27 protein-coding genes are annotated in these 25,228 nt (G+C 66.5%); 11 read left to right on the top strand and 16 right to left on the bottom strand.

Going from position 1 to position 25,228, the window contains the following annotated elements; genetic code table 11:
* Genes hutH through hutU form a run of 4 tightly spaced genes read right to left on the bottom strand, consistent with a single transcriptional unit; the run spans position 1 to position 5,499 of the window.
* Complete coding sequence (hutH, locus tag VI340_RS10805; protein ID WP_336329069.1) at positions 1-1,575, bottom strand: histidine ammonia-lyase; 1,575 nt, start codon at positions 1,573-1,575, stop codon at positions 1-3.
* Positions 1,572-2,834 (bottom strand): imidazolonepropionase, encoded by a 1,263-nt coding sequence (hutI, locus tag VI340_RS10800; RefSeq protein WP_336358328.1) that lies wholly within the window; start codon positions 2,832-2,834, stop codon positions 1,572-1,574. The genes hutH and hutI overlap by 4 nt, the downstream gene beginning before the upstream one ends.
* On the bottom strand, positions 2,831-3,754 hold the full coding sequence (gene hutG, locus VI340_RS10795; protein ID WP_336358327.1) for a formimidoylglutamase: 924 nt from the start codon (positions 3,752-3,754) through the stop codon (positions 2,831-2,833). Before hutG ends, hutI begins: the two co-directional genes overlap by 4 nt.
* Positions 3,751-5,499 carry a urocanate hydratase gene (gene hutU, locus VI340_RS10790; protein WP_008312512.1) on the bottom strand — a complete coding sequence of 583 codons (1,749 nt, stop codon included), beginning with the start codon at positions 5,497-5,499 and terminating at the stop codon, positions 3,751-3,753. The genes hutG and hutU overlap by 4 nt, the downstream gene beginning before the upstream one ends.
* Positions 5,500-5,580: 81 nt before the next feature.
* Here hutU and VI340_RS10785 point away from each other — a divergent pair, with 81 nt between their 5' ends.
* Positions 5,581-6,225, top strand: a complete 645-nt coding sequence (locus VI340_RS10785) for a helix-turn-helix domain-containing protein (RefSeq protein ID WP_008312514.1) — start codon at positions 5,581-5,583, stop codon at positions 6,223-6,225.
* Here VI340_RS10785 and VI340_RS10780 read toward each other — a convergent pair.
* Positions 6,220-7,641, bottom strand: a complete 1,422-nt coding sequence (locus VI340_RS10780) for a YjiH family protein (RefSeq protein ID WP_336329073.1) — start codon at positions 7,639-7,641, stop codon at positions 6,220-6,222. The two genes, VI340_RS10785 and VI340_RS10780, sit on opposite strands and share 6 nt — an antisense overlap.
* A gap of 155 nt (positions 7,642-7,796) precedes the next feature.
* On the opposite strand from VI340_RS10780, the gene VI340_RS10775 reads away from it, so the two are divergent.
* The 3 genes from VI340_RS10775 to VI340_RS10765 all read left to right on the top strand — a co-directional run bounded on the left by VI340_RS10775 (position 7,797) and on the right by VI340_RS10765 (position 10,299).
* Positions 7,797-8,732, top strand: coding sequence for a sulfide-dependent adenosine diphosphate thiazole synthase (locus tag VI340_RS10775; protein WP_008312519.1), 936 nt, complete (start codon positions 7,797-7,799; stop codon positions 8,730-8,732).
* Positions 8,733-8,860: 128 nt separating this feature from the next.
* Positions 8,861-9,349 carry an HTH domain-containing protein gene (locus tag VI340_RS10770; RefSeq protein ID WP_008312521.1) on the top strand — a complete coding sequence of 163 codons (489 nt, stop codon included), beginning with the start codon at positions 8,861-8,863 and terminating at the stop codon, positions 9,347-9,349.
* Between the two features lie 188 nt (positions 9,350-9,537).
* Entirely contained in the window at positions 9,538-10,299 is a 762-nt protein-coding gene (locus VI340_RS10765; RefSeq protein WP_336358326.1) for a DUF7001 family protein, read from the top strand.
* Here VI340_RS10765 and VI340_RS10760 read toward each other — a convergent pair.
* The gene (locus VI340_RS10760; protein WP_239642329.1) at positions 10,296-10,970 is read right to left on the bottom strand and encodes a helix-turn-helix domain-containing protein; all 675 of its coding nucleotides are present in this window, start codon (positions 10,968-10,970) and stop codon (positions 10,296-10,298) included. The two genes, VI340_RS10765 and VI340_RS10760, sit on opposite strands and share 4 nt — an antisense overlap.
* 89 nt (positions 10,971-11,059) lie before the next feature.
* On the opposite strand from VI340_RS10760, the gene VI340_RS10755 reads away from it, so the two are divergent.
* Together VI340_RS10755 and VI340_RS10750 are read left to right on the top strand one after the other, a co-directional pair.
* Positions 11,060-12,127, top strand: a complete 1,068-nt coding sequence (locus VI340_RS10755; RefSeq protein WP_008312528.1) for an ABC transporter ATP-binding protein — start codon at positions 11,060-11,062, stop codon at positions 12,125-12,127.
* A complete protein-coding gene (locus tag VI340_RS10750) occupies positions 12,124-12,996 on the top strand; it encodes an ABC transporter permease (RefSeq protein ID WP_336329076.1) in 873 nt (290 codons plus the stop codon). The genes VI340_RS10755 and VI340_RS10750 overlap by 4 nt, the downstream gene beginning before the upstream one ends.
* 77 nt (positions 12,997-13,073) lie before the next feature.
* Here the strand turns inward: VI340_RS10750 and VI340_RS10745 are convergent, their stop codons facing one another.
* The 4 genes from VI340_RS10745 to VI340_RS10730 are packed head-to-tail and all read right to left on the bottom strand — an operon-like array spanning position 13,074 to position 15,968.
* Positions 13,074-13,724 carry a class I SAM-dependent methyltransferase gene (locus VI340_RS10745; protein ID WP_336358325.1) on the bottom strand — a complete coding sequence of 217 codons (651 nt, stop codon included), beginning with the start codon at positions 13,722-13,724 and terminating at the stop codon, positions 13,074-13,076.
* On the bottom strand, positions 13,721-14,617 hold the full coding sequence (locus tag VI340_RS10740; RefSeq protein WP_008312534.1) for a thiamine-phosphate synthase family protein: 897 nt from the start codon (positions 14,615-14,617) through the stop codon (positions 13,721-13,723). Before VI340_RS10740 ends, VI340_RS10745 begins: the two co-directional genes overlap by 4 nt.
* Positions 14,617-15,204, bottom strand: a complete 588-nt coding sequence (dcd, locus tag VI340_RS10735) for a dCTP deaminase (protein ID WP_008312536.1) — start codon at positions 15,202-15,204, stop codon at positions 14,617-14,619. The genes VI340_RS10740 and dcd overlap by 1 nt, the downstream gene beginning before the upstream one ends.
* Before the next feature lie 41 nt (positions 15,205-15,245).
* Positions 15,246-15,968 (bottom strand): Yip1 family protein, encoded by a 723-nt coding sequence (locus VI340_RS10730; protein WP_239642330.1) that lies wholly within the window; start codon positions 15,966-15,968, stop codon positions 15,246-15,248.
* A gap of 98 nt (positions 15,969-16,066) precedes the next feature.
* Between VI340_RS10730 and pth2 the strand changes: the two genes are divergently transcribed.
* The 3 genes from pth2 (at position 16,067) to psmB (ending at position 17,901) form a co-directional block, all read left to right on the top strand.
* Positions 16,067-16,405 carry a peptidyl-tRNA hydrolase Pth2 gene (pth2, locus tag VI340_RS10725; protein WP_004591375.1) on the top strand — a complete coding sequence of 113 codons (339 nt, stop codon included), beginning with the start codon at positions 16,067-16,069 and terminating at the stop codon, positions 16,403-16,405.
* Positions 16,406-16,474: 69 nt separating this feature from the next.
* The gene (gene psmA / locus VI340_RS10720; RefSeq protein WP_008312539.1) at positions 16,475-17,209 is read left to right on the top strand and encodes an archaeal proteasome endopeptidase complex subunit alpha; all 735 of its coding nucleotides are present in this window, start codon (positions 16,475-16,477) and stop codon (positions 17,207-17,209) included.
* Positions 17,209-17,901, top strand: a complete 693-nt coding sequence (psmB, locus tag VI340_RS10715) for an archaeal proteasome endopeptidase complex subunit beta (protein ID WP_008312540.1) — start codon at positions 17,209-17,211, stop codon at positions 17,899-17,901. Before psmA ends, psmB begins: the two co-directional genes overlap by 1 nt.
* Before the next feature lie 56 nt (positions 17,902-17,957).
* On the opposite strand, the gene VI340_RS10710 is transcribed toward psmB, so the two are convergent.
* The 5 genes from VI340_RS10710 to tenA all read right to left on the bottom strand — a co-directional run bounded on the left by VI340_RS10710 (position 17,958) and on the right by tenA (position 21,491).
* Positions 17,958-18,353, bottom strand: a complete 396-nt coding sequence (locus tag VI340_RS10710) for a universal stress protein (protein ID WP_336358324.1) — start codon at positions 18,351-18,353, stop codon at positions 17,958-17,960.
* Between the two features lie 83 nt (positions 18,354-18,436).
* A complete protein-coding gene (locus VI340_RS10705; RefSeq protein ID WP_008312542.1) occupies positions 18,437-18,565 on the bottom strand; it encodes a hypothetical protein in 129 nt (42 codons plus the stop codon).
* Positions 18,562-20,070 carry a sodium:solute symporter family protein gene (locus VI340_RS10700; protein ID WP_336358323.1) on the bottom strand — a complete coding sequence of 503 codons (1,509 nt, stop codon included), beginning with the start codon at positions 20,068-20,070 and terminating at the stop codon, positions 18,562-18,564. Before VI340_RS10700 ends, VI340_RS10705 begins: the two co-directional genes overlap by 4 nt.
* A complete protein-coding gene (locus VI340_RS10695) occupies positions 20,071-20,835 on the bottom strand; it encodes a TenA family protein (RefSeq protein WP_336358322.1) in 765 nt (254 codons plus the stop codon).
* Positions 20,832-21,491, bottom strand: a complete 660-nt coding sequence (gene tenA, locus VI340_RS10690) for a thiaminase II (protein WP_008312545.1) — start codon at positions 21,489-21,491, stop codon at positions 20,832-20,834. The genes VI340_RS10695 and tenA overlap by 4 nt, the downstream gene beginning before the upstream one ends.
* A 196-nt stretch (positions 21,492-21,687) precedes the next feature.
* On the opposite strand from tenA, the gene VI340_RS10685 reads away from it, so the two are divergent.
* Entirely contained in the window at positions 21,688-22,611 is a 924-nt protein-coding gene (locus VI340_RS10685; protein WP_008312547.1) for a thiamine-phosphate synthase family protein, read from the top strand.
* Between the two features lie 21 nt (positions 22,612-22,632).
* On the opposite strand, the gene VI340_RS10680 is transcribed toward VI340_RS10685, so the two are convergent.
* Positions 22,633-23,604, bottom strand: coding sequence for a C-terminal binding protein (locus VI340_RS10680; RefSeq protein ID WP_336329083.1), 972 nt, complete (start codon positions 23,602-23,604; stop codon positions 22,633-22,635).
* Between the two features lie 159 nt (positions 23,605-23,763).
* On the opposite strand from VI340_RS10680, the gene VI340_RS10675 reads away from it, so the two are divergent.
* Positions 23,764-25,170: a short-chain fatty acid transporter gene (locus VI340_RS10675; RefSeq protein ID WP_336358321.1), complete on the top strand. Its 1,407-nt coding sequence runs from the start codon at positions 23,764-23,766 to the stop codon at positions 25,168-25,170.
* The last annotated feature ends 58 nt before the right edge of the window (positions 25,171-25,228 follow it).

The raw sequence follows: 25,228 nt of genomic DNA, 5'->3' as shown, positions 1-25,228 counted from the left end.
TCACTCCAGCTCCTCATCGAGCGCCGCAGCAACCCGCTCGGTGAAGGCCGGCGACTCGACGAGTGCGCCCGCGGCCTCGATGTCCTCGTGAATGGGTCGGTCCGCCGTCAGCTTCGGGACCACTGCACGGACGGCGTCGTAGGCCTCGGCCGACCCGACGCCCAGTTCGAGGGCGTCGTCGACGAAGTCGGCGGCTTGCGCCCCACAGCACAGCTCGACGCCGAGAATCGCGGCGGCGTTTCGGGCTGCGTTTCGGGCCAGATAGGCCGACTGCGCGCTCATGCTGACGTGGTCCTCCTGATTGCCGCTGACGGGCGTGTTGTCCATCGAGGGCCGGCCGAAGGACCGACATTCGTTCAACAGTGCGGCAGCGGTGTACTGTGCGATCATGTAGCCCGAGCGGACGCCGCTTCGCTCGGTGAGAAACGGCGGGAGGTGTGGCTCCTGCAGATTCGGATTGAGCATTCTGTCGGTCCGGCGCTCCGAGATGGCCGCGAGTTCGGTGAGCGCGTTCGTCAGATAGTCGAGGCGCATGGCGAGCACCGCGCCGTGGAAGTTCCCGCCGGACAGCACGCCCGCGCTGTCGGAGCCGGAGGCCGGGTCCCCCACCGTCTCGCGGGGGAACACCAGCGGATTGTCCGTCGCGCTGTTGAGTTCCACCTCGACGGCCTCCCGGAGGTGGGCGACGGCGTCGCGGACCGCGCCGTGGACCTGCGGCAGACAGCGCATCGCATAGGCGTCCTGCACGCGGTCACAGTTTCGGTGGGACTCGACCACGTCGGAGTCGGTCGTCAGCCGCCGGACGTTTCGCGCACTCGCGGCCTGACCTGTGTGGGGCCGAACGTCGGTGATGGCTTCGTGGGACGGCACCGTCGAGGAGAGGGTCACCTCCGTCGTGAGCGCGCCGGCGACGTCGGCGGCGGCGACCAGCCGTTCGGCGTCGGCGAGGAGTAGCGCGGCCACGCCGACGGTCAGTTGCGTCCCGTTGATGAGCGCCAACCCCTCCTTGGCCCGGAGCGTCACCGGTTCGAGGCCGGCCGCGTCGAGCGCCTCGTCGCCGGGGAGTCGGTCCCCCTCGAACTCGGCTTCCCCCTCGCCGATAAGCACCAGCGACATATGTGCGAGCGGGGCGAGGTCACCGCTCGCACCGAGGCTGCCCCGCGACGGGACGACTGGGTGGACGCCCGAATCGAGCATCGCTACCAGCAACTCGACGACGGATTCGCGGATGCCCGAATACCCCTTCGCCAGCGTGTTCGCCCGCGCGACCATCATCGCTCGGACTTCCTCGGTCGTCAACTCCCGGCCGACGGCGGCGGCGTGGCTCCGGAGGAGGTTCCGCTGGAGGTCGTCGAGGTCCTCGCGCGGGATGCGCTCGTCGACGAGGTCGCCGAAGCCAGTGGTGACGCCGTACACCGCCTCGCCGCTGTCCAGCACGCTCTCGACGCGCTCGCGGGACTCACGGATTCGTTCGCGGGCGGTTTCGGCAACCGTGACGGTCGCGCCGTTCCGGGCGACGGCGACCACCTCGGCGGGCGTGAGCGACTCGCCGTCGAGGACAACTTCGGCGGTCATGGTTGCATATCCCGGGCGTATGACTCATGCGTTGGGGTGCTGACGACCGAGCCGCCTTTCAGGACGGTGTCGACGACGTTGGTCCCGTACTGGTAGGGAATGTGGACGTGACTCGGCGCGGCAAGGACGGCGACGTCACCGGGTGCACCCTCACGGAGCGTCCCCAGCCCATCGGCCCTGTCCAGCGCGAGCGCGGCGTGTTTCGTTCCAGCGACCAGCGCTTCGGCCGGTGTCAGTCCCATCTCGACGCAGGCCAGCGACAGCGCAAATCCCATGCTGTGACTGTGGCAGTTCGGATTGAAATCCGTCGCTACCGCGACAGACGCGCCCCGGTCGCGGAACGCCGTCGCGTCCGCGTACGCTGCGCCGAGGCCGAACGCCGTTCCGGGGAGCAACACCGGCGTCACGGCAGCGTCGACAAGCGCGTCGATGTCTTCGCCGGTCGCGTGCAGGAGGTGGTCGGCACTGGCCGCGCCCACGTCCGCCGCCAACTGCGTCCCGCCGATGTGGGCCAGTTCCTCGGCGTGGACCTTCGGCGTCAGCCCGGCGGCCGCGCCTGCTTCGAGGACCCGTCGGGACTGCGAGACCGAGAAGACCCCTTCTTCGCAGAACACGTCGCAGAACTCGGCGATACCCTGTGATTCGACAGCCGGAAGCTGCTCGTCGACGACCGCCGCAGTGTAGTCGTCGGCGTCCCACCCTTCGGGAACAGCGTGTGCGCCCATGAACGTCGGAACCACGTCGACGGGATGGACGTCGTCGGCGCTGTCGATAACCCGGAGCATCCGTAGCTCCGTCTCCGTGTCGAGTCCGTAGCCGGACTTCACCTCGACTGTCGTCGTCCCGTGAGCGAGCATGGTGTCGAGATGTGCCAGCAGGTTCGACAGCAGCGTTTCCTCGTCGGCTTCCCTGACCGCTCGGACCGTTCTGAGGATGCCGCCGCCTTCGGCGAGGATGTCCTGATAGGACTTCCCGCGCAGTTTGGCGGCGAACTCGTCCGAGCGGTCGCCGGCGAACAGCGCGTGGGTGTGGGGGTCGACGAAGCCCGGAACGACGGCCTGACCGTCGGCGTCGACAGCGTGGTTGGCGCTCTCCGGCGGGTATTCGGCGGTCACCTCCGCGGTCGGACCGACAGCGGCGACCGTGCCGTCCACGATGGCGACTGCACCGTCCGCGTAGGTCTCCAGACCACGGTCGTCCGCCGCCGGGCCTGCGACGAGTTCAGCCGCGCCGTAGACCACCGCATCGAGGGCTGTCATCGGCTCCCTCCCAGGCCGCTGAGGAAGTGTGCGACGGCGCGGGCCCCGGCGCGGGCGGTCCGGTCCCCGGCCTCCAGTGGCGGCGCGCACTCGACCACCTCGAAGCCGGCGATACGGTCGTCGGACGCGATGCGGCCCAGCATCCCGAACAGTTCCCGCGTCGAGAGGCCGCCCGGCGTCGGCGCGCTCACGCCCGGCGCGGCTGCGGCGTCGAGCACGTCGAGGTCCAGACTCACGTAGACGGCGTCCACGTCGCCGAGCGCGTCGAGAGCGTCGTCCACCGCGCCGGCGGGGTCACCGGCCACCGACGCCGGCGGCAGGACTGTCCCGCCCTGCTCGGCGAGGTAGTCGTGGTACGCGGTCGAGGTTTCGAAGTGGCGCGCGCCGACGACGGCCAGCGCGTCGAGGCCCGCATCGTGGAGCTGCCGGTACGGCGTCCCGCTCGTCGGCTCGTCCCGAACGGCGCGGCAATCGAGGTGGGCGTCGAAGCTGACTGCGCCGACCGTTTCGTGAGCCAACAGCGGCGCGGCGTTCGGGAACGTCAGCGAGTTATCGCCACCGAGAAACACCGGCACTGCGCCCGTTGCGTGAATCTCGGCCGTCATCGAGCGGACAGCGCTCTGGACCCGTTCGACGCCGCCGGCCGGAATCTCGATGTCGCCGAGGTCGGCGACTGAGCGGACCGGTCCGCGTTCGATGTGGTGTGTCTTCGTTCCGCCGAGTTCGCGTCGGAGAGCCGCCGGGCCGGCACGCGCGCCCGGCCGTCCGATGACGGCCCCGTCGTACGGCTCGCCCACCAGCACCACGTCGTACTCGGCAGCGGTCGCGAGCGTGGCCGTCTCGACGACGTCACCGAACTGCTCGTCGTTCGGGTCGCCGGACGAGCCGGTCCACGGCGACGGGTCTGTCAGGTCGGTCATTGGTTGCGGTTGCGGTCACGCATCGGGACCGCGACATCGTTCTCGTCGGCCATCTCCTGTGCGATTTCGTAGCCGGCGTCGGCGTGGCGAATGACGCCCATCCCGGGATCGGTCGTGAACACGCGGCGGGCCTTCTCGGCCGCGAGGTCCGACCCGTCGAGGACGACGTGGTTGTTCGTGTGGAGGGAGTTGCCGATGCCGACGCCGCCGCCGTCGTGGACGCTGACGATGTCTGCGCCGGCGGCACAGTTCAGCAGGGCGTTCAGAATCGGCCAGTCGGCGACGGCGTCAGTCCCGTCTTTCATCGCCTCCGTTTCGCGGTGTGGCGAGGCGACGCTCCCGGCATCTAGGTGGTCCCGCGTGACGACGATGGGTGCCGTAATCTCGCCGTCGGCGACGAGTTCGTTGATGCGGAGCGCGAGGCGGGCGCGCTCGGTCAGCCCGTCCTCGGTCGCGTACCCCAGCCAGCACACTCGCGAGGGAAGCCCCTGGAAGGATACCTGCTCCTGGGCGAGGTCTATCCAGCGATGGAGGTCGTCTTTCTCCGGGAACAGCTCCTTGACCGCGTCGTCTGTCCGGTGGATGTCCGCGGGATCGCCCGAGAGCGCGGCCCAGCGGAACGGCCCCTTGCCTTCACAGAACAGCGGGCGGATGTACGCGGGCACGAATCCCGGGAAGTCGAACGCGGTGTCGAGGTCGCGCTGGTCCTCGACCTGCCCGCGGATGTTGTTGCCGTACTCGAAAGCGATGGCACCCCTGTCCTGCAGTTCCAGAATGCCCTCGACGTGGCGCTCCATCGTATCGAGACTCTCCGCGACGTACGTTTCGGGGTCGCGCTCGCGGAGTCGGTCGGCTTCCTCGACAGTGTAGCCAGCGGGGTAGTACCCTTCGAGTTCGTCGTGAGCGCTCGTCTGGTCGGTCACTACATCGGGGACGAACCCCATGTCCAACATCTCCGCGAGCATGTCGGCGGCGTTCATGTGGACGCCGACGCTGTAGGGCTCACCGTTCGCCGCGGCCGCCTGTGCGCGTTCGATGGCCGTCGCGAGGTCGTCGGTCTTCTCCTGACAGTACCCGGTTTCGATGCGCCGGTCGATACGGTCCTCGTCGACTTCGGCCGCGATGCAGACGCCGTGGTTCATCGTCACCGCGAGCGGTTGCGCACCGCCCATACCCCCGAGGCCGCCGGTGACGACAATCTTCCCGCAGAGCCCGTCGTTGTCCGGGTAGTGTTCCCGGGCGAGCGCGGCCAGCGTCTCGTAGGTCCCCTGGATGATGCCCTGCGTGCCGATGTAGGCCCACGAGCCGGCAGTCATCTGGCCGTACATGATCTGTCCCTTCGCTTCGAGTTCGTGAAAGTGCTCCCAGGTGTCCCACTTACCGACGAGGTTCGAGTTCGCGATGAGCACGCGCGGGGCTTTCTCGTGGGTCTTGAACCGGCCGACCGGCTTGCCGCTCTGGACGAGGAGGGTTTCGGTGTCGCCGAGTTCACGGAGTTCGTCGACGATAGTATCGTAGGCGTCCCACGACCGGGCCGCACGCCCGGTCCCGCCGTACACGACCAGCTCCTCCGGCTTCTCGGCGACTTCGGGGTCGAGGTTGTTGTTCAACATTCGGAGCGCGGCCTCCTGTCGCCACCCTTCACACTCGATGTCGGTGCCGGTGGGCGAACCCTGGTACTCGCGCCACTGTTCCGAGGGCGTCCCGACGTCGTGGTCGGTGTTTGGAGAAGACTGCTGTGCCATACCACACCATTAGTGGAGAACCGTGTTAGCAGGTCGTCACCGTTCGGAACTGTTTTTATATACCCTTGCGCACCGCTAGCTATGTACGAGGTACTGTTCCGCGTCTACGGCGACGGGGCCTACGAGGCGGCGACCGACGGGACCGGCACGCGCATCGAGCTGTGGTGTAACGACCACAGCGACCTTCTGCACGTTAGCGGCGGAGACGTCGGGGACGTCATCGAACAGGTCCGCACCACCGTCGGTATCGGTGAGCGGCTGGAAAACGGCGACGAGCAGGTGCTGGTCACTGAGGAGTGTCTGAAAGCACAGCTCGACAACAACGTCGAGCGCTTTCTGGCGAACGAGGGCTGTCTGCTCGTCCCGCCGCTGAAATACGCCAGCGGCGGCAAGCTCGTCCGGGCACTCGGTCTCAGCCCCGACGCACTGGCCAGGGTGTACCAGTCCCTGGCAGGACAGTTCGACGTTACCGTCGAGTCGAAACGTGAGATTACTTCCGTAACGCCGGACGCGCCGCTTTTGACCGTCGATGCTATGCTCCCCGATCTGTCGCCGCGGCAGCGTGAGGTGTTCCTGACGGCGTACGAGCAGGGGTACTACGAACTGCCCCGCGAGACGACGACAGCGGCTGTTGCGGAGCAGGTGGGCGTGGAGCGCCGAACCGCGGAGGACCACTTGCGGCGGGCGGAGAAGAAACTGGCTGAAGCGCTGGTCGAATACCTATAGGAGGCCCAGCGCGGCGAGAGCGTGAGTAATACCGGCGATGAGTGGCACGAGGAGCACCGTCCGCATGATGAACAACGCCACGAGGTCCCGAAACCGGATGGGGACGTCACTGAACATGTCCATCATCATCGGGCCGACGCTGGAGAAGAAGATGAGCTGAGAGACGGCCAGCACGCCGACGAAGAACTTTGCCTTCACCGCTGTCTCGCTCACGAGCAGGACGGGAACGTACATCTCGGTGATACCGACGATGGTCGCCGGCGCAACGACCTCTGCGTTCGGGATTCCGAGCGCAGCGATGACCGGCGTCAGCGGGCGACCGAGGATGTCGAAGACTGGGGTGTGTGCCGAGAGCAGCGTCGCGGCGAGTCCAACAGCGAGGATGGTTCCCAGGATGAGACTGGTGAGTTTCAGGCCGTCGACGAAGCCCCGCTTGGCTGCCTGTGCGAACGTCTCGCCGTCCTTGGCCTTACCGACGGCCTCGCTGACCGCCAGCCGGACGTAATCCGACGGCGTCCCGGAGAAGGCGAGTTCCGGGTCGGGTTCAGCGATGTACTCCTCGGGAATCCTGGAGATGGGCGGCACCCGGACCAGAATCACGCCGGTGACGACGACACAGAAGAAGTACGCCCCGAAGATGAGCGGGAACTTCGGGAGCATCTCGAGCGTGGCGGCGACGACGCCGACGAAGCCGATTGACACCGTCGAAAAGCACGTCGCGATGGTAAACACGTCGCGTTTGTGGTAGCCGCCGTCTTCGAAGACATTGCGGGTGACGTAGAGACCGACGCTGTAGGAGCCGACCCACGATGCGAGACTGTCCAGTGCGGCCCGTCCCGGGACCTTGAACAACGGGCGCATTATCGGTCTCGCAAGCGTTCCGACGAACTCCAGCCCGCCGAGTTCGACGAAGATCGTGATGAAGATGGCCCCGATGGGGATGATGACGCCGACGCTGTACACCAGCGTTCCCCACATCAGCCCGCCGGTGCTGGGTGTGTGGAGCCACTCGGGACCGAGCTTGAAGAACATCACCGGCGCGACGAGCACGCCGGCGACTCGGAGCGCCCAGAAGACTCCAGAGGTTTCGAAGTAGGACAGATTGTACCCCGCGACCTCGCCGTCACCGGTCATCGCGAGCGTCGTCAGCATCCCGCCGGCGAGGATGATGCCCAGCGAGTAGACGCCGACGACGTCCGGGAACGCCCCGGTTATGTTGCTGACGACGATGTCGAACGGGACTGTTACCTCGCCCTGGTACGGGACCGGCAGAAGAAAGAACACCCCACCGATGAGAAACGCGATCAGGAACTTCAGGACCGGCCGCGTTTCGTATTCGTGCAGGTCGATATCGTCGATGTCTCTTGCCGCCGGTTCAGTGTCGACCGTGTACGTGCTGCCTGTTTCGGTAGACATTAGCACACAATACTCTCATTTGATAGTTAGTCCTGAAACCACCGTGTGGAACCATTTTTATTAGTGCTTCCACGCCAGCGGCCGTGCGCGAGATTCAGCAAACAGACGAGGCCATCAGAACGACTATGTACCACCAAAGAATATCACTAGGTGGTATGAGCGATTCCGATTCATTCGAACAGTTCAGCGACGTCGGCGAAGCAGAGGTCACACGCGCAATCGGGCAGGAATGGACCGAGGAGTTCATGGACTTCTCGGACTCGGATGTTATCATCGTCGGCGGCGGCCCGTCGGGACTGATGGCCGCGAAGGAACTCGCCGAGCGCGGCGTGCAGGTGATGGTCGTCGAGAAGAACAACTACCTCGGCGGCGGCTTCTGGCTCGGCGGCTTCCTGATGAACAAGGTCACCGTTCGGGACCCGGCCCAGCAAGTGCTTGACGAACTCGACGTCGACCACAAGCAGTCCAAGGACAGCGAGGGCCTCTACGTCGCCAACGGGCCCGAAGCGTGTTCCGGCCTCATCAAGGCCGCCTGCGACGCCGGCGCGAAGATGCAGAACATGACGGAGTTCACCGACATCGTCATCCGCGAGGACCACCGCGTCGGTGGCATCGTCATGAACTGGACGCCGGTCCACGCGCTGCCACGGGAAATCACCTGCGTCGACCCCATCGCGGTCGAGGCCGACCTCGTCATCGACGCGACGGGCCACGACGCGATGGCGGTCAAGAAACTCGATGAGCGCGGCGTCCTCAACGCGCCGGGCCTCGAAGACGAAGCCAGCGGGATGGACCAGACCGACGACGACACCTACGGCGCACCCGGCCACGACTCGCCCGGCCACGACTCTATGTGGGTCGGCGAGAGCGAGGACGCCGTCGTCGAACACACCGGCCTCGCCCACGACGGCCTCGTCGTCACCGGTATGGCGACCGCGACCACCTACGGCCTCCCGCGTATGGGGCCGACGTTCGGGGCCATGCTCGTCTCCGGCAAGCGCGCCGCGCAGGTCGCGCTGGACGAGTTGGAAGTCGACGCCGAACCGGTCGATGTCACGAGCCGCGACGCCGCATCCCCTGCTGACGACTGAAACCCTCCCACGCCCCGGTTTTTAACCGACTACCTTTCGGCCGCTTAGCTGACCATTCAGGCCGAAATATCTCACTGAAGAAAACAATTAAACAATAGTAGTGCAGAGATGTTAGTGATTGACAACCAATGTCTGAAGAGATGCAACGGAGCGACAACCACAGGGCTGACGAGTCAGTCGACAGCGAAATCGGGGTCCAACTCTGGAGTCGGCGGCCGGTCTGTGGCCCTCGAACGACAGCCATCGACCGGTTCACGGAACTCGCCACGACTGGAGTTATCGAGGATTTCGATGTCCAGACGTGGCCCGAGGAAATTCCGGTCTCACAGCGGAGCGAGCACGGGGAGGTGCTGGCGACTGTCGACCGGTACGAGCAGTGGGCGAGCGAACGGGGACTGAGTCTCCGACCGCCGTTCGAGACGCGAACGTCGTCGCTACTGGTCGGCGGGAGCACGGAGGTGTTGCGGCTACCGATGCTGGCCGTCGCAGTGTACGCGGACGACGAGCTGGTCGGCGTGTATCCGTGTACAGACGGGGAGACGACGTGGTCCGTCACCGATTGCATCGACGCGCTCACTGCGGACCCGACGACGCTCCCGCACGAACCGGAACAGTGACTCTCCACACGAACGGCTCGGTCTGTCCGCCGGCGGCGTCCTCTATAGCACTGAACTGTGGTTGACGTTTCCAGCCGGGAGCACCACGCTAAGCAGCCTGCTCTGATTCTCCACTCCGACGGCTCATCTCTCGTGGGAGTTCCCCGAGACGTAAATGGTATTACTTACCGATACCACTGACTAATACAATGGAGTCCGTCACGCTGTACCGCGCTCCGACGACGGTCGCCGACGCCGACGCCATCGCCGACTGGCTCGATGCGCGGGTCGACGCCACCGTCTCAGTCCGGGACCGGTTTCTCTCGCTACACGGCGACTCGGAACTGGCGGAGTCGTTCGCACGGGTGCGGGTGCTCTCGCCGTACGACCGCGAGACCGGGAACACGATGCTGGGAATCGTTCGCTACGAAGAGCGAGCACTGAAATCACCCGAGCGGGCCGGCGGCGTCATCTACGACGGGCTGGCTGTCCAGCGAGCGCTCCACGAGCGAATCCCCGAGCACGAGCGGTCACTGGAGCATCTTCACGTCCCGCTGCTGGACCGCGTCGTCGGGACCTGGGGTGACCACGACGGCCGCTGGCACAAGCGCGTGACCGTCCTGGGCCAGCCCGCTATCGTCTCCGTGCCGGGGCTGTACGAGGCCCCTGCAAAGCCCGAACAGTACTACAAGGAACAGCAGAAACACGCCCTGTTCGGGGGTGGCGCACCGCCCCGAGAAGTGCTCGAAAACGAAGTCGAGGGCGAGTTCCTCGTCGAGGACGACCCGCGGACGACCGACGCTATCAAGGGGTACGTTCTGCAGGCGTACCACTACCTCGACACGGGCGAAGCATTCTGTGAGGAGGAGACCTGCCGGCTCCACAATCCCCACCGCCAGCCCGGCGTCGTCACCGCGCAGCTGCGTGAACCCGAGTTCTGTCCCCGCCACGCCGAGCGCTATCGGCGCTAGACCGTCGGACCGAAGTCGTCCATGACGGCGCGGACGAGTTTCGCCTCGGCGCGCTGGAGGTGGTCGCTGACCGTCGCGGGGGCACACCCCAGCTCGGCGGCCACGTCCTCGTGAGTCGCACCGCGAGGCCGGTCGTAATAACCCAGGGCGAGGGCCGTCCTCACGGCCTCGCGCTGACGCTCGCTGAGTCTGGACGACGGCCGCGCCAGTCCGTCGCTGACGGCGCTGATGCTGTCCAGCCGGACGTCGATGGGCGCTGGCGCGTCGTCGAGGGCATCCTGCAGCGGCCCCGCTTCGCCGACCACGCGACAGGAGACCGTGCCGTCGCGATAGATGAGCGGCTTGAGGACGACGATACCGAGCCGAGTGCTGGCGTCGTGTATCGCGTCGAACATTGGCATCGACAGCGGCCGATTCTCGACGAGTGCGTACGTCCGTCGCCGCTTGGCCCCCGAGAGCGTCACCGATTCGACGCCGGGCGTCGAGGGCGCGTGGTCGACGAACCGGGTCGCGTCACCATCGATGGCGAACAGCACGGTATCACACCCTTCGGGGGTGCGGTTCCAGTCGACGATGCGCGACTCCTCGATTTCGGGGTCGTTCGCCAGCAGGTCGAAGAACTCCGGCGCGTAGTCGGGCGGTATGCGAGCGGTGACCCGGAGGTGTTTCATGTCCGATGTGTGCCGGAACCGCCACATAAACCCACCTCTCATACGTCACAGAACGCTCTCGGTACCGGCGAGCGACCACTCTGACGGCGATGACGAAACCGAAACAGCGACGTGTCGCGAACGCTCCCGACCGGTCGGCTGCCGCTTCGACGGCGGCGATACGCGTCGACGGCCTGCGCGTCACCTACGCGGACGGAACGACGGCCGTCCGGGACGTGTCGCTCACCGTCCCTCGTGGCGAGTTCTTCGGGTTCCTCGGGCCGAACGGTGCTGGCAAGACGACCGCCGTAAAGGTGTTGGCGACGCTGCTGGAACCGACCGAGGGCGAAGTCGTCGTCAACGGTCACGACGCGACCGCGGCGCAGACGGCGGTCAGGGAGACCATCGGATACATGGCACAGGACGTGAGTGTCGACGCGGAACTGACCGCGCGAGAGAACGTCGCGTTCGCCTGCGAGGCCTACGGCGTCCCGCGCGGTCGGCGAGCAGAGCGAATCGAGGAACTGCTCGAACTCGCGGACCTCGGTGATGTCGCCGACACACCCGCTGAACGGTTCTCCGGCGGGATGAAGAAGCGACTGGACGCCGTGACGGCCCTCGTCCACGACCCGGACCTCGTCTTCCTCGACGAACCGACGACGGGGATGGACCCGAAGGCGCGAAACCGCCTGTGGGACCACTTCCGCCGACTCAACGAGACGGGGACCACGATATTCCTCACGACCCAGTATCTCGAAGAAGCCGACGCGCTCTGTGACCGCGTCGCGGTCCTCCGGGACGGCCGCATCGCCGCGACGGGGTCGCCCGCCGAACTGAAGCGCCGCGTCGGCGGTCAGATCCTCGAAGTCGACGTGGACGGCGGCCGTGAGACCGCCGAAACGGCGGCCGACGTGGCCCGTGAGGGAACGCGCTTCGGTCCGGACGCGACGGTCGAAACCGTCGACGACACGGTTCGGGTGACGACGACGGACGCCGCCGAGCGCGGCACGGACTACCTGCTTGCGCTCCGCGAGGCGGGCGTTGCCGTGACCGGGTTCGACGTGGACGAACCGACGCTCGACGACGTTTTCTTCGCCATCGCAGACGGGCGAACCGATGGCTTCACCGCTGGGGACGACGGCGAAACCGGGCCGGGGCCGTCCGGAGGGACACGATGAGTTCCGCGGGCGTCGACGCCGGCCCGTCGCGGTCGGCCGGAAACTCCCTTGTCGGAGACATCTGGGTCAATTTCAAGCGGTGGACCCGGAAGGCGATTCGGAATCCGACCGTCGTCTTTCTCGAACTCTTCATGGCGGTGTTCTCCCTGCTGATGTTCACGGCCGTCTTCGGCGACGTCGGCACTCTCGCTATCGAACGGGCCGGATTCGAGGGCGTCGGCTACCTCCCCTTCGTCCTCCCCGCGGCCGTCGTCCAGGTGTCGATGTCGTCGTCGCTCTCCTCCGGCCTCGGACTGGTCGAGGACCTCCAGTCGGGGATGTTCGAGAAGGTGACCGTCTCGCCGATGCGCTGGACCGCCGTCTTCGCCGGCAAGGCCGCCGCCGAACTGTTCCGCCTCGTCTGTTACGTGTTCGTCATCTTCGGCCTCGGACTGGCGATGGGTGCCACCGTCGCGACCGGACTCGTGGGGCTGTTCGGCATCGCCCTCGTCTGTGTCCTCTTCGCGCTCTGGTACATGGCGCTCTCGAACGCCGTCGCGGTGGTGACCCGGGACGAGGAGACGCTCGACGCCGTCGGGAACCTCCTCCTGTTCCCGCTTCTGTTTCTCTCCTCGGCGTTCCTCCCCGTGTCGTCGCTGCCAGAGTCGGTGCAGGTGGTCGCCACGGTCAATCCGGTCACCTACGGCGTCGACGCGATTCGAGCGCTGGTCCTCGGTCGGGACGTGCTGACAGTCGTCGAGGTGACGGCGTTCGGTGGCGTCTTCGATACCCTCGCGCCGGCGTTCGTGGTTCTCTGTGCGCTCGATGTCGTCTTCGGTGCCGTCTCCGTCTGGCTCATGGGCCGTGCGACGGGGTCCGAGGTGGCGTGACCGGGCCGCCCTTACCCGCCCGCCGAATTCACCGGAAGCGTTTCGGCCCTCCGGGTGCCCGCCGGAACCCGCCTGCGCTACGCGACGGTCCCGCTGAGCAGGCCGACGAACCCGCCGGCCATCGTCTCGTAGTGGCGCGCGACCGTCCGCTCGGTGAGTCGCTCGCGGGCTGCGGCCACCCGCCGCTCGAACGCGCTGGCGTGTGACCGACGCGAGAGCCGCGTCCCCGGCGCAGAGAGGCGGACGAACCCCTCGAACGCGAGGTTCAACGGTGCGGCGAGAGCGCTGGGGCTTCGCTGGAAGTTCAGCAGGGCGACCCGCCCGCCCGGGTCAACGCTGTCACACCACGCGTCGACGGCCGAAGCGGGGTCTTCGAAGATACCGGTAACGAACGTCGCCAGGACAGCATCCGCCGCTCGAACTGGCGGACGAGCGGCGTCAGCTTGCACGTAGTGAACGGTCCCGCCCGTCCGCACGGAGCGTTCGCGTGCGCGGTCGAGCATTTCCCGAGTCACGTCGATGCCGACGATCCGACCCGTCGGCCCGACCCGCTCGCGGAGGACCGGCACGTTCGCCCCGGTCCCACAGCCCATTTCGACGACGGTATCGCCGGGTGCGAGCGCCAGCGAGTCCGCTCCCTGGTCGCGCCAGGACGCCACGCCGGGGGCATTCGCTACCCAGTCGTACACTCGCGCCCACCGGCCGTAGAAGGACTGCGCGTCTGTCACAGGATTTCGCGTGCCGTTTCAGCGACCGACACAGCGTCGTCCCCGAGCAGGTAAACCACCGGCTCGATACCCATCGCGCCGGTGTGATACAGCACGTCGGCCCCCGGGTCGTCAGCCAGCGCGGCCGCGACGGCCGGTTCGACGCTCTCCTCGGCGTCGAACTCGACCACGGTCCGGCCCGAATCTCGCAGTGCAGCTACGACGCCGTCGTCGTACCGGACGTTCAACACCGCGCGGGCGTCGCTGCCGGCGGCCCGCGCCGCCAGCAACAGCGTCGCGACGTGCTCGCTGACGCCGAACTCCGGGTCCGCCGGAATCGTTGCCCGTCCCTTCACGTCGAGAATCCGTCCCGGGACAGCGGCCACGTCCTCGATGCTGTCGGCCTCGGGGAGACACTGGACGAGATTCGACCCGACCGCCGGGATGAGCGTCGCGAACCCGCTGGTGTTTTCCAGCACGCTGAGCCCCCGCCGCACCGACGCGAGCGTCCGCTCGGCCGACCGCAGCTGCGAGTCCGGGTCGTGGACGGCGAACTCGTCGTCGTAGTCGCCCAGTTCCGGAACGGCCTCCTCGTGTAACTGCGCGAGGACGCCGCCCTGTTCGAGTTCGCGGATGAACACCTCTGTTTCGACCAGCGCCTGAACGGAGCTCATATCCCCGTCGGCCAGCCCGTCAGCCAGTCGCTCGACGAGTTCCTCCAGCCCGCGATGGGCCAGCAAGTCCTCCTGACGCGCTACGTCGCCGTGGACGTACTTCGACACCGCGCTCTGGCTGATGCCCAGCAGGTCGGCGACTTCGGACTGTGTCAGTCCGCGCTCTCTGAGGGCGTCGGCCAGCAGCGAGCGAAACGTCGGCAGGAAGTCGTCGACGACGATTTCCTCGATGAATCGCACTATTGGTCGCCTCCGAATTCTCTATCTCCCTGTATCTTGCTCGCCTGCGGCCCGGACTGGCCCTGGTACTTCGAGCCGCGCTCGGCTCCGTACGGCCGGTCGGCGGGCGTCTTGAGTTCGGTGAAAGTGAGCTGTGAGATCCGCATTCCGGGCGTGAGCGCTACGGGCGCGGTGCCGAGGTTCGACAGTTCCAGCGTGATTTGACCCTCGTAGCCGGGGTCACACAGGCCGGCCGTTGCGTGTACCACAATCGCAAGTCGGCCCAGCGAGGAGCGCCCTTCGACGTGGGCGATGAGGTCGTCGGGGATGGCGACGCGCTCGTGGGTCGTCCCCAGCACGAAGTCGCCGGGATGGAGGATGAACTCCTCGTCTTCTTCGACGACAGTCTCCTCGACGTAGTCGGCGACTTCGTCCTCGGAGTTCGGGTGGATACAGGGGATGTTGGCGTGCTGGAACTCCAAGAACTCACGACCGAGGCGGAGGTCGACGCTGGCCGGCTGGATCTGGATGTCCGGGTCGTCGAGCGGTTCGACGACGAGGTCACCCTGCTCCAGCCGCCGGAGAATATCCGCATCTGAGAGTATCATGAGAGTGGCGTGTGCGGCCGGAAGCCTAAACTCCTCGATTCTCAGGAGGCGATCACGGGGAGCGTCGCAGCGATGACGGCGACGGCGACTGCGGCGTATCTGCTGATCTCGTGGACGACTCGGAGGCCGCCAGCCCAGACGTACGCCTGCCAGGCTGCAGTGCCGACCTGTATTGCCAGGAATACGAGCCCGGAGAGCCCGTTCTGTAGACGGCGAACCTGTTCGAGCAACAGCTCCGGCGAGGACGCGGAGAGGTCGATGCTGGCGGCGAAGAAGACGAGTGCGGTACCACCGGCGACGACGCCGACAACGGACGGGAGCAGTCCCCAGGCGGTGATCTCTACCGTCTCGCCGAACCGCCCGGAGCCGCCGGCTAGCTTTGCGCCGACGTACAGCCCGATCATCAGTCCGATCCAGGCGATAATCAAGCCGAAAAACAGTCTTGGAAGGGCCCTAGTCGCGTAGTCCCAGATGAACGACCCGACTTCGACAGTCTGTGTCGCCGGTTCGTCACAGCCGGACACGGTTATTCCGCCGACGCCGCCGTCTTCGCACAGCCGTTCCGGCGGCCGTGCGGGGTTGTCTCGCTCGACGGTGCCGGTGAACTGGTCAGCGAACAGCCGGAACGCGACTCCGAGAACGATTGTGACGACGACAGCGATGCCGAGAGCGAGGCCGCCGCCACGGTATCCGTTCAGCCGGTCACGTCGCTGTTCGAAGAACGCGCCCGGTCGCAGGAGGAACGTTCGGACGGTGGAGGGCATCTCCGGGGTGTGCTCGGCCACGGCGTATGTACTCTGTGGTATGTGCAACCGTGGAGGGAGTCCGACGGGCGTTTAAGTACGGGTAGCCATGTAATCGTATGAAGCAGGCTATCGTCGCGCGGGCCGACATCGGCATGGGCGAGGGCAAGCTCGCCGCCCAGGTTGCCCACGCCTCGCTGTCGGCCTACGAGGACGCCGGCCCGAAACCCCGCAAAGCCTGGAAAGGCGCGGGGCAGAAGAAAGTCGTCCTGAAGGCCACCAGCGAGTCCGAGCTGTTCGAACTCGCCGACGTGGCCGAGCGCGAAGGCCTGCCGCATGCGGTCGTCCGGGACGCCGGCCACACACAGCTCGATCCGGGGACCGTCACGGCCCTCGCCGTCGGCCCCGCCGAGGACGAGCTGGTGGACCGCGTCACCGGCGACCTGCCGCTGTTCTGAGGGCAGCGGCCCGCGATACGGTTATATAAGAGCAACCCTAACCTCAGGTGAACAACAACACGATACATCATGCAAGGAAACGAACAACAGGCCTACGACCGCGGGATAACCATCTTCTCCCCGGACGGACGCCTCTATCAGGTCGAGTACGCACGAGAAGCCGTCAAGCGCGGAACCGCGAGCGTTGGTGTCCGCACCGAAGACGGCGTGGTCATCGCTGCGGACCGCCACGCCCGGTCGCCGCTCATCGAGCGCGACAGCATCGAGAAGATCCACGAGATCGACTCCCACGTCGGCGTCGCCAGCGCGGGCCATGTGGCCGACGCGCGCCAGCTCATCGACGTAGCCCGTCGCCAGGCCCAGGTCAACCGCCTGCGCTACGACGAGCCCGCCTCCGTCGAGTCGCTGACGAAGGAGATTACGGACTACATCCAGCAGTACACCCAGACCGGCGGCGCACGCCCGTTCGGTGTGGCGCTACTCGTCGCCGGTATCGAGGACGGCGAACCCCGGCTGTTCGAGACAGACCCCTCGGGAACGCCCTACGAGTGGCAGGCAGTCGCCATCGGCGGCTCCCGCGAGGACATCCAGACGTTCCTCGAAGACGAGTACGCCGAGGAGATGGACCTCGAAGCCGGCATCGAACTCGCGCTCCGGGCGCTGGCCTCGGTCAACGAGGACGGCCTCGACGCGACCGGCGTCGACATCGCCACTATCGACGTGGAGACCGAGCAGTTCCAGAAGCTCTCGGAAGAGGACATCGCCGAGCGCCTCGAAGAGTTCGAACTCGGAGGTGAGAACTGATGTACGACCCCGAGAACCGATTGACCGACGCCCACGAACCCGAGGTCGGCACTCTGCCGAACGAGGACGGCGGCCGCGACGAGGAGAACGTCGTCAAGACCGGGACGACGACCGTCGGCATCGCGACGGAGAACGGCGTCGTCATCGCGACGGACCGCCGCGCCTCCCTCGGTGGCCGTTTCGTCTCGAACAAGCAGGTCCAGAAGGTCGAGCAGATCCACCCGACGGCCGCGATGACGCTGGTCGGCAGCGTCGGCGGGGCCCAGTCGTTCATCCGCTCGCTGCGCGCGGAGGCCGACCTCTACGAGGTCCGCCGCGACGAACCGCTCTCGATTCACGCGCTGGCGACGCTGGCGGGTAACTTCGCCCGCGGTGGCCCGTACTTCGCCATCAACCCCATCGTCGGCGGCGTCGACGAAGAGGGCAGCCACGTCTACAGCGTCGACCCCGCCGGCGGCGTGCTCGAAGACGACTACACCGTCACCGGCTCCGGGACCATGGTCGCAACCGGGACCATCGAGGGACAGTACGACCCCGAGATGAGCCTCGGCGAGGCCCGCGACCTCGCGATCCGCGCGGTCAACGCCGCGGCCGAGCGTGACACCGGGTCCGGCAACGGTGTCGTGCTCGCGGAAATCACCGGCGAGGGCGTCGAGATCGACGCCTTCGACGACTACGAGTCGGCCGAATAACTCGGCTGCCTCGGCTTCGGTTTCTTTGCAGCTAGTTGCCAACGGCCAGTGGCTACTCACTCCCGCGGAATGACCCGCATCGGGTAGTCTGACTGTCGCATGATATTTTGGGCGACGCTGCCGAAGATGAGGCGGTCGGTCTGGCTCCGTTTGCGGACGCCGATGACGAGTTCGTCCGCATCGACCTCCTCGGCGATGTCGAAGATATCCTCAGACGGGCTGTTCCCCCGGATTATCTGGTAGGTCTCGACGGACACCTCGTCGCCCAGACGATCCGAGACGACTTCGAGCGCGGCCTTCCCGTCGGCAACCGCATGCGGTGGCGTCCTGTCTCCGCCCGGCTGTGAGTTGACCGCGTACACGCTGTCGTCCGGGTCGAGGACGCCTTCGAGGTACGAACACAGTGTCTGGCTGACTGTCTCGGAGTTGGTTGCGAGCACGAAGGTCTGCATATGCGACGTTCCTCACCCATCATGATAAGTATGTGTCTTGTTACCACGAAACGTCGTATATCCGGACTCTCACGGTCGCCGGACTACTCGGTCAGGACCAGCCAGCCGACGGCGAGGAAGACGGCGAGCACGAGCAGAATCGATCCCCAGGCCAGCGCCGCGAACGCCGTCGATCCGAGCGCGGCCAGAGGGAGGATGGCTGACGGCGTCATTGCTCGGACCCCCCGTCAGCCACCGGGTCGTCGAGCGCGCGGACCTCCCGTCCGAGGCTTTCGAGGTCGGCGTCGGCCCCGCCCAGCAGCGTCGCAACAACGGTGAGGGCTGCCGAGACGAGCGTCGCGCCGGCGAAGGCAATGAGGAACGACGGCGCTGGCAGCATACTCCCGACGCCCGGTATCGCGGCTATGAGGCCACGGAGCGACGGGAAGTACGTGAACCCGACGAGTAATCCTGCGATGCCAGAGACCAGCGCGCCCGGTCCGGTGAGCCGCTCGGTGTAGAGGCCGGCGAGGAAGGGCACGAAGACGCCGGCGGCCAGCAGGTCGGCCGTCAGGAACAACTGGAGGACGCTGTACCCCTGTGCACCGATGAACATCGCGGCGAGCGCGACGGCGACCGTCAGCCCGCGCCCGCCCAGCCACAGGGTCCGCTGGTCGGGGTCGTCGAGCAACCGGGCAAGGTCGGCCGTGACGACGCTGGCGATAGCGTTGAACATCGTGTCGGCTGAACTCATCACAAGCAAGACGGCGAGGACGACGATGGCGAGGGTCACCCACGTCGGGAACGCCTCCGCGACCACGAGGAAGAAGGCGATACTGGCGGAACCGGATTCCATGAGGCCCAGCCCCGCGGCGGCGATGCCGAACAGGCCGGCGAGCAGGAGCATCGGGACGACGACGACGGCGGCGATGCCAAGTCCGCGGCGGAGGGCGCGCTCGCCGTCGGCGGCGTACACCCGCTGCCAGACACCCTGATTCAGCATATTCGCGCCCAGCAGGGCAAAGGCCACGTACAGCCCGAACTCCAGGCCGGGGCCGAACCCTGGGTCCAGCAGTGTCGGGTCGGCCGACACTACCGTCGCGTGGAATTCGCTCGTGCCGCCCAGTGAGAGCAGCGCGCCACCAAAGCCCACCGCCAAGAGCGGGAGGATGACCAGCGTCTGGACGGTATCGGTGACGATGCTCGCCAGCAGGCCGCCGTAGGTCGTGTAGACGAGGACGAAGCCGCCGATGAGCAGCGAGGTCTGCCAGAGGGGGACATCTGCAACGAGCGCGAGCGCGCCGGCGATGCCGGTCATCTCCGCGGCGAGGAAGATGAACATGTAAAACACCGAGACGAGCAGGACGAGCAGGTACATCCCGGACCCGAAGCGGGCGTAGGCGAACTCCGTCAGCGAGTGGCCCGCGGGCATCACCTCGCGGATGCGAGCGCCGACCGGGATAAAGAGGAGGAGCGGAATCGCGCTGCCGATGGCGTAGCCCAGCACGGCGGGCAGCCCACCGAAGGCGGCCCCGGCCTCGGCGGGGCTCAGCAGAATCCAGACGCCCATCATCGACGCGATGACCGTCGCAGCGAGGGTCCCGCTGCCGGCTGAGTCGCGGGCCGAGATGTAGGTCTCAACAGAGTCAATGCGACCGCGGGCGGCGAAGAGGCCGATACCGGTGAACACGAGCACGGTCGCCGCGGTCAGGCCGAGAACAATAGCTGAGGAGACCATCTACGGACTCACCTCGTGGCCGGGCGTCTCGGTGGTTTCTCCGTAGGCCGTCTCGAAGAACTGTCGTTCGAGCGTGACCGTGCGGTCGAACAGCGATGCGACGCGGGCCTCCCGGCGGGGCGAAAGCGTCGTCCCGACGGCGTCGAGTTCGCGCCGCAGCCAGTCGACGAACGCGACGAACGAGTCGACGGCGTGGAGGTCCACCCATTCGGCTAAATAGAAGGGGAGTCCCATCCCCGCGCTGGGGAGGCCGTCGCTGTCCGGGTCGCCGTGGGTCGCCGCGGCCGCCGTCGCCCACGACTCGTATATCCACTCTGCCGGGACGAGGACGGCCAGCGTCTCGGCGTAGCCCCCCTCTCGGGCGGCACGAGCGAGCAGGTCGATGAACGCCCTCGTCGCCGGCGTCTGCTCGGGGTCTTGCCAGCGCGAATCTTCGACGCCGAGTGCGGCAAAGGAGCGCTCGAAGTAGTCGTCTTCCTCGTCGGTCACGGTATCGAGGAACTCCACAAACTGGCGTTTGGCGGCCATGTCCGGGGCCTGCCCGACCGCGTGGCCGAACGTCCCGACGAGTTCGCCGACGAAGGCGTAGTCCTGTACCAGATACGCGGCGAACGCGTCCTCGTCGAGCGTGCCGGCCCCGAGTTCCTCGACGAACCGGTGCCCAACGGCGGCGTCCCAGTCCGGCTGACTCTGCTCGCGGAGCCAGTCGGTAAATCGGGGATCGTCGTTCTCTTCGGCGTACTCTGAGTACGTCTCGCCTGTCATAGCTCCCACCCCTCCTGCGTGTAGGCCATCTCCCAGAACCGGTGTTCGAGTTTCGCGCTCGTGCGGAACGCGTCTTCCATGGCGTCGTGTTGGCCAGGATAGCGCTCGCCACAGCGGTCGACGTACGCCCGACACCAGCCCGTCGCCTCGCGGAAGTCGTCACTGGTGTACATATCGATGAACGGCGTGTACTGGTGCTCGCCGTCGGCAAGGTCGGCCATGTGTTCGGCCACGTCGAGGTACCCCTGCATACAGGGGTACAGCGCTGCGGCGATCTCCGCCTCGTGGCCCTCGTAGGCTGTCCGAACGAGGAAGTTCGTGTACGCCAGACAGGTCGGCGCCTTCTCGGTCGACTCCAGCTCACGACGCGAGATGCCGTAGTCCGACGCGAACTCCCGGTGGAGGTCCATCTCGGTGTCGAGCACCTGATGGGCGACCCCGAGCAGGTGCGTCATCGTCGACTCGTCGTTTGCCGTCGCGCCGGCGAGCGCGAACAGCCGCGCGTAGTCCTGCAGGTACCGGTAGTCCTGTTTCACCCAGTGCTCGAACGCCGCTTCGTCGAGCGTCCCGTCGGCCAGTTCGCGGACGAACGGGTGGTCCTTCTGTGCGTCCCAGATGTCTTCGCCGATGTCGAGCAGGTGGTCGCTGAACGCCATTGGTGGCCAACACAACAACCTCCGACGTATTATATCCTGCTAATACAACCAAGTTGTAACAAGGTGATCCGTGACGCACACGGCGAACTCCGAGCACGAGCGGGCCCCTCCGGCTGTCTGCTTCCACAACGACGCAGTCGACCGGCAGCTTTCGTAGTCCAAACTGCTAAACGAACCACGACCCTCACTTCTGGCAATGACACTGCAGTTGCCGAGCGAAATCGTGGTCGAGCGATTTCTCCCGACGGCCCGGGCGATGCTCGCCACGGAACTCGACGAGAAGGGCTGGACCCAGCAGGAGATCGCCGACCAGCTCGGAGTGACACAGGCCGCAGTAAGCAAGTACGGCAGCGGCTCGGTCACCGTAGAAGAGCGATTTCGAGAGGATGCCCGGATGCAACAGACTATCGAGCGGATCGCCGACGGGCTGGCCGCGGGCGAGATGGACGAGTTCGCGGTGCTTGGCGAACTGCTCGCCCTGGTACGGGAGTTCGAGGATAGGGGGCCGATCTGTGCGGTCCACGAGGAGGAGATGCCGGCGCTACAGGGGATGGGCTGTGACCTCTGCGTTCGGGGGACAGATACCGCCGTGGAAGCGGAACGGGCCGTGCTGTCGTCGGTCCGGCGAGCCACGCGACTGCTGGCGGACAGCGCCGTCGTCGTCGACGCCATCCCGAACGTGGGGATGAACGTCGGCATGGCGCTGCCGGACGCCGGAGACACCCTCGACGTGGCGGCAGTTCCCGGCCGAATTCACGACCTACGGGGACGGGTCAACGTCCCGTCGAACCCCGAGTTCGGCGCGTCGGAACACGTCGCGCGGACGATACTGGCCGCGATGGCCGTCGACCCTTCGCGCCGGGCGGCGCTCAATCTGAGCACTGCCGAGTCGCTCCTCGATGCCGCCCACGAGCAGGGCATCGAGCCGCTGGAGTTCGACGCTGGCTACGAGGACCGGGACGAACGGCTCGAAGCGGCCTTCCGCGAACGCGGTGACGTCCCCCGTGTCATCTACCACAGCGGCGCGTTCGGCATCGAACCGATAACCTACGTCTTTGGCGAGTCGGCGCTCGAGGCGGCCGAACTTGCGGTCGAACTCCTCGGCGCAGTCGACACATAACCGTCTCGGCCGCCGAGACCGTCAAAACCAGCCGGTCTCGGGGTCGACGGGGTTCTCCGGTTCCTCGCCCCGCAGGACCCGGATGACGTCTTCGGCCACGGTCTGTGTCAGTTCGACCCGGGACGCCTCGGAGTACCACGCGACGTGGGGGCTACAGACGACGCTGTCGAGGTCGTGCAGCGGCGAGTCACCGGGCGGTTCCGCCTCGCGAACGTCCAGTCCGGCCCCGCCGAGGTCGCCGCTGGTGAGCGCGTCGTACAGCGCCGTCTCGTCGACGAGCCCGCCCCTGGCCGTGTTCACGAGCAGCGCGTCGTCGCGCATCCGGTCGAGCGCGTCCGCGTCGATCATCCCCCGAGTCTCATCGGTCAGCGGGGCGTGCAACGAGACGATATCGGAATCGGCCAGCAGCGTCTCGAACGCGACCGGCTCGACGCCGAGGTCGCCCATCCGGTACTCGGGCGCGTACGGGTCGTAGGCGACGACGTCCACGTCGAACCCCCGGAGCTTCGCGGCGAACCGGCTAGCGAGCTTGCCGAAGGCGACGAGACCGACGGTGCTGCCGGCGAGGCGACGGATCGGCTGCCCGACCGACCACTCCCACTCGCCGCGCTTGACCGAGCGGTCGAACGTGGGTATCTTCCGCAGGCAAGCGAACACGAGCGCGAACGTGTGGGTCGACACCTCCTCGACAGAGTACTCCGGGACGTTGACGACCGCCACGCCGGCGTCGACCGCCGCCCGTACGTCGATGTTGTCCACGCCGATGCCGGCCCGGCCCACCACCTTGAGCGAGTCCGCGGCGTCGATGACTTCGGCCGTGACCTGTGTACCGGCGTCGACGATCAGCGCGTCCGCGCCCTCGACTGCGCGTGCGACAGCCGCCGGCTCTTTCGCCCCTGTCGTTTCGACGGTCGCATCGACCGCGTTCAGTACCGCCGCCCGTGTCTCCCCGTCCATCACCTTGGTGTCAGAGACGACGACTTTGTATGACATACTCTGGCTTGCTTCGGACCCGAGATAAAATCATCTGTCAGGATCGGTCCGGTCGTCGGAATCGCGTCACAGGACTGTGGTTGCACAGCGGTGACTAGCGGAGAACTGACAGAATAGTAGCAAACTTTTATGATATATTCGCGAGGAGGTGGCAACAGTATGTCGGCTGGTAACACAGATGAAACCTCCCTCGAACGTATCGGCTATCGACTCTCCGCGTGGGTGGAACGGTGGATGCCCAGTCCGTTCCTGTTCGCGCTCATCCTCAGCTACGTCGTGTTCCTGGCCGGCGTCGGCCTCACCGGGTCCGGCCCCGTCGAGATGGTCGGGTTCTGGTACGACGGCTTCTGGGCCTTCCTGACGTTCTCGATGCAGATGGTCCTCATCCTGATGACGGGCTTCGTCGTGGCGTACCATCCGCGTGTCAACGCCGGTATCCGCCGGCTGACGGAGCTTCCCAACACCGGGAAACAGGCGGTCGTCCTCGTCGGATTGCTGACGATGCTGCTCGGCTGGATTCACTGGGGACTGAGCCTCATCCTCGGGGCTATCTTCGCCCGAGAGATGGGCAAGACCGCCCACGAAAACGACATCGACGTCCACTATCCGGTCCTCTGTGTCGCGGGCTATCTCGGCCTCGGCCTCACCTGGCACTGGGGGCTGTCCGGGTCCGCGCCGCTATTGCTTGCGACTGAGGGCAACGAGTTCATTCAGCAGGGCGTCATCGACGTCGTCGTCTCCGCCTCCGAGACCATCTTCCACCCCTACGGCCTCATCCTGACTGGCCTGTCGATAGCCTACGCCCTCGTCGTCCTCTACGTCATCACGCCGACCGGTGACCAGGCGCGGGGCATCACGCACTACATCCCCGAAGACGACCTGTTCGAATCCGCGAGTGACGGCGGCGTGGAAGCGACCACCGAGCCGTCTCCGCAGGTCCCGGCCGAGCGCATCAACCACAGCCGCGTCCTCGGCGGGATTATCGGCCTGACCGGCATCGCGCTGGTCGTCTCACAGTTCGTCCAGTCCGGCATCGACGCGCTCGGGCTGAACATCGTCAACTTCGGCTTCCTGACGATTGGCATCTTCATCTACATGGACCCACAGACCTACCGGGAGAAGTTCGGCGAGGCGGCGACCGCCGCGTCGGGCATCGTGTTGCTGTTTCCCTTCTTCGCCGGCATCCAGGGGATGATGGCCACCTCCGGGCTGGCGCAGTTGATGGCCAACGCGCTCATCTCGGTCTCGACGCCCCAGACGTTCCCGGTCATCGCCTGGCTCACGGGCGCGACGGTCAACATCTTCGCGCCCTCCGGCGGCGGCGAGTGGATCATCCTCGGTCCGCCGATTCTCGAAGCCGCCCAGGACCTCGGCGTCCCGGTCGGGCAGGCGACGATGGCCTACGCCGTCGGCGACGCCCACACGAACCTCCTCAATCCGTTCTGGGCGCTGCCGCTGCTCGCCATCACTCGAATCAAGGCCCGGGAGATGTTCGGCTACGCTATCGCGATGTTGCTCGCGCTCACGCCGTTTCTGGCGGTCGTCCTGTTCGTTCTCCCGTACTGAGCAGGGACCCGGCGGGACAGCTACGGCTGCTTGCCCCTTCTTCGAGCGTTAAGTTGTT

Source organism: Haloarcula sp. CGMCC 1.6347 (assembly GCF_037078395.1).
GTDB classification, from domain to species: Archaea; Halobacteriota; Halobacteria; order Halobacteriales; family Haloarculaceae; genus Haloarcula; species Haloarcula amylolytica.
This window is presented reverse-complemented; position numbering and strand designations above follow the sequence as displayed.